This is a genomic window from Bacillus sp. mrc49 (assembly GCF_002803435.1).
Genome location: NZ_PHNG01000718.1, coordinates 1 through 4188, shown reverse-complemented (window position 1 = coordinate 4188; position 4188 = coordinate 1). Strand labels below are relative to the sequence as shown.

General features: G+C 48.2%; 5 protein-coding genes. 1 reads left to right on the top strand and 4 read right to left on the bottom strand.

Annotated elements, in window-relative coordinates; translation table 11 throughout:
* The 3 genes from CVN76_RS20450 to CVN76_RS20440 form a co-directional block, all read right to left on the bottom strand.
* On the bottom strand, nt 1–183 hold a 183-nt coding region (locus tag CVN76_RS20450; protein ID WP_157805727.1), incomplete at its 3' end, for an FAD-dependent oxidoreductase.
* Nucleotides 184–203: 20 nt separating this feature from the next.
* A complete protein-coding gene (gene ribD / locus CVN76_RS20445; RefSeq protein ID WP_100532833.1) occupies nt 204–1301 on the bottom strand; it encodes a bifunctional diaminohydroxyphosphoribosylaminopyrimidine deaminase/5-amino-6-(5-phosphoribosylamino)uracil reductase RibD in 1098 nt (365 codons plus the stop codon).
* 14 nt (nt 1302–1315) lie between these two features.
* Complete coding sequence (locus CVN76_RS20440; protein ID WP_061142448.1) at nt 1316–2065, bottom strand: GTP cyclohydrolase II; 750 nt, start codon at nt 2063–2065, stop codon at nt 1316–1318.
* Between the two features lie 252 nt (nt 2066–2317).
* On the opposite strand from CVN76_RS20440, the gene CVN76_RS20435 reads away from it, so the two are divergent.
* Nucleotides 2318–2692 (top strand): hypothetical protein, encoded by a 375-nt coding sequence (locus CVN76_RS20435; RefSeq protein WP_100532832.1) that lies wholly within the window; start codon nt 2318–2320, stop codon nt 2690–2692.
* Between the two features lie 39 nt (nt 2693–2731).
* On the opposite strand, the gene CVN76_RS20430 is transcribed toward CVN76_RS20435, so the two are convergent.
* Nucleotides 2732–4183 (bottom strand): leucyl aminopeptidase, encoded by a 1452-nt coding sequence (locus CVN76_RS20430; RefSeq protein ID WP_232732383.1) that lies wholly within the window; start codon nt 4181–4183, stop codon nt 2732–2734.
* Between the last annotated feature and the right edge of the window lie 5 nt (nt 4184–4188).

Here is a 4188-nt window from a genome sequence, read left to right as displayed (position 1 = left end):
TAAACCATGCTTTTTAAGGATGTCCTCTCCTTCCTCATTCAGGAACTCCCCCCTGAACTCCCTTGACACGTCAGAATGCCTTTCAAGCAGGACGACCGATATGCCCCGCTTGGCCAAAAGATAGGCTAACAGTGCTCCTCCAGGGCCAGACCCCACTATGCATACATCAGTTTTAACCACCATCATTCTTCACCTGTTGTCCATTATAATTTCGGATAAGCGGTGATGCGGATGTCTTCTCCAAACATGTCCACACTAGAGAAGGCTACATCCAGCGCTTCATCCATCGTATCAATATTCACTCCAGTAAACGGCGTCAGCGAGTTTCTCCCGCCCAATAGTTTAGGAGCAACGTAAATCAAGAATTTATCGATGAGCCCTGCCCTTAGGAAAGAGGCATTGACTTCACTTCCACCCTCTAGCAAAACATCCGTAATTCCCTTTTTATACAATTCTTCCGTCAGCGCGCCCAAATCGAGACCGCCCTCATTTTTTGGGACAAAAATGAATTCGATCCCTTTTTCGCTCAGGAAGGCGATTTTTTCCTTAGGTGCATGTTCCTGCGTTACGATTATCGTTTTGGCTTCCGAGGCGTCAACAACATTAGCATCCAAAGGAACACGAAGTTCACTGTCCAAAATGATCCGGATCGGATTTTTGCCTCCGCCTTCGGGAAGTCTTGTCGTCAATGATGGATCATCGGCCAGTACAGTGCCGATTCCGACGAGGATGGCATCAACCTCATTACGCAGCACATGTACGGAATGCCGGGATTCTTCTCCAGTTATCCATTTCGAATGGCCTGTATGTGTGGCAAGTTTTCCATCGAGCGTCATCGCAAGCTTCGAGATGATGAATGGACGATTCTTCGTCATATTGTGGATAAAGCGTTCATTCAGTCTTTGCGCTTCTTTTTCCAAAACGCCAACTTCCACTTCAATGCCTGCATCCTTCAGGATCGCTATCCCTCTTCCTGCAACTTCCGGGTTTGGATCTTGTGTAGCCACGACAACCCGATGGACGCCCGATTCCTTGACTAAATTTGCACAAGGAGGAGTCTTTCCATAATGGGAACACGGCTCTAGCGTTACGTATAGGGTTGCACCCTCTGCGTACTCACCAGCCATTTTGAACGCATGGACTTCAGCATGCGGCTCACCCGCCTTCCGATGGATTCCTGTACCGGCAATCACGCCGTCCTTGACGATGACTGCCCCGACCACTGGATTCGGATTCGTCTTTCCTTTGGCACTGGCTGCTAGATCTAGTGCCAGCTTCATGTAATATTGATCATCATTCATACGTTAAGCTCTCCTTATACGATAAAAGTTGGCTTCTGCAGGGGAATATGTCCAGACTTCTTAACCTTTGTGTCCAAATAGAAGCTATTATCTTCCGTTAGCCCGCCCCATAGCGGTATATGGTCCTTTGCCGCGAGACCATGCTTCATCAGGGCATCCAGTTTCTTCGGGTTATTCGTAATTAATGTCACCGGATTCTCGCGCAATTCCCGTAATACGCGAATTGCCCCTTCGTAGGAACGTGTATCGTCTTCAAACCCTAATGCCTGGTTCGCCTCGACCGTGTCATAGCCTTCCTGCTGAAGCAAATAAGCAAGGGACTTGGAGAATAGGCCGATTCCTCTTCCTTCATGGTCAGCAAGGTAAAAAATGGCGCCGCAGCCATGCTCGGCAATCATCTTCATCGATTGGTGGAGCTGATAGCCGCAATCACATCGTTTACTGCCAAAAATATCACCTGTATGGCAGATGCTATGCATCCGGACAAGTGCATTCTCGGACTCTTTAAAATCACCATATACCAATACGGAGGACTGTTGTCCAAAAGCCAGGTTTGCATCCGAAAGCGATTCAAGCACCGCTTCCTTGTCATGATTCGCACCATCCAGCTCAAGCCATGTATACCATTGGAACACGGCGGAGAAATCACCTTGTTCCACAGGGAGCTTAACAGGCCCCACTAAGCATATATCCGCTTTTCCAGGGGTTTTCAGGATCGTCATTTTATCTATTAGAATGCTTTTTGTTTGCTCGTTTATTTTCATGATAACATCACCTATTTTTTAATTTATAGTGTGCATACTCCTTACTTTAGGTAAGTAAGTATATTACTATCCACTATACCTGTCAATGAAGCTGTTTACAAATAATAGTGTGTGTTTCGCTAAAATTCCCTGGATTGGGTTTCAGGAAAGGGCAGTCGTCGAGCCGCTATCATATCGCAAGGCGTTCTTACATAGTTTAACGTATAAAGAAAACAGGTCTAAAGAAAGCCTGAAGGAAAGGAAGGAAACTTAATGGAAAATCACCCTTATTTCCCCTTCGGCCTGCATCCCCCTCATATGTATGACGGGCTGGCTGGGAGCATCCGTCCCTACTCGGCTACCAATCCCGATTTGTTGGTTAAATCGGCAAAGGCCTCGCAGTCCTTATTGATCGATGTGCAAAAAGTCATGAACACTTTAGCGACATCCAAGCCTTTCGCAAACGGATTGATGACCGCTGCCCAATCATCGGAAAAAAGCCTCGTGACGGAAATGATCCGGAAGATCGGCATTAAAAACGAACCTGATATCATGTATAACCCAGATGGAATCCGTTTTGATTTCCATCCGAAAGCTGGAGAGGTTAATTGCCATATCATCATCAGTCTAAAATGGAGGGATATTTGAAAAAAAACCGAAGCCTATGCTTGGCTTCGGTTTTTTTGTTCATTTCGCTTCAAAGGTTTCAACCAATAAGGCAAGCGTCCGAGCCATGACACCCGTCGCTCCTGCGGTGCATAATGCAGAGCTGCTGGAGGTTGTCGACGTGCCGGCAATATCCAGGTGGACCCACGGGGTCGCTTCTGCAAATTCACCGATGAAAGCCCCGCCCATGATGGCATGCCCGGCCCCGCCAGGTGAATTGTTCAAATCTGCTATCTTACTATTGCGTACGCGTTCCTTGTCCTTTTCGGTAATGGGCAGCCGCCACATAGGCTCGCCGGCCTCCTCGGAAGCTTTTTGGACTTGCTCGTAGAATTCAACGTCATTGGTCATTGCACCAGTCATATCCATGCCCAGCGCCGTTATGACACCGCCCGTTAACGTCGCTACGTCAATCAGGTATTCTGCACCATGATGTTTAGCGTAGGTCACGGCATCTGCCAAGACGAGCCGTCCTTCAGCATCGGTATTCAATACCTCGATCGTTTTTCCGCTCATGGCAGTGATCACATCATCCGGCTTGAAGGCCTCGCCGCTGATCATATTATCAGTGGAAGGAATGACGGCAACTACATTTTGGTCCGGCCCCAATTCGCCGATAATCTCCATTGCCCCCAATACGGCTGCAGCACCCCCCATATCCGTTTTCATTCCGACGATGCCGGCCTTCGTTTTCAAGGAATATCCCCCAGTATCGAACGTGATGCCTTTGCCTACCAAACCGATAACATCCCTCCATTCCTCTTTTCCTTGATACTTCAACACGATCATTTTCGGTGGTTCGACCGAGCCCTGATTGACGGCAAGGAGGGCTCCCATTCCCAACTTGAGCATATCTTCCTTCTCAAGTATCTCCACTTCAAAACCATAACGTTCACCCAAAGCGGCTGAATAGTCAGCCAAATCCGTGGAAGTCAGCAAATTCCCAGGTGTATTGACCAATGTCCTCGCCGAGTTGGTGGCCCTGCCGAAAATTCTGCCTACATGAAGCGCCGCCCCTACCTCGCCACTATCGGCATCACTATAAACCGTAATTCTTTCGATGCTTTTTTCGACCTGGTTCGATTTTTGCTTGTAGCCTTCAAACTTATAGGAAGCAAGTTCGAACGCCTCCGAGCACGCATGCGCAGCGTCCAGGGCATCCAGGTTTTCAGTCGTGAATGTATCCAAGGCGATCGACAGAGTCGTCAGCTTGGATTCCGCAATCGTTTTACGCGCTTTACCGAGCGCTTCGCGGAGCGTTTCGAAAGTAAGCTCTTTTTCCTTGCCCAGGCCCACAAACACCAACCGCTTCACGCCTAACTTGCCTAATGTATGTATTTTAACCACTGATTTTTTCTTGGAAGAGATTTCTCCAGCTTTCACTAACTCTGTTAGCTGCCCGCCCAATTGCTCATCGGCTTCCTTCCCTATGCCAGTGAACTTGATCGGTCTGTCAAACACACCCAGGACCAAGCATT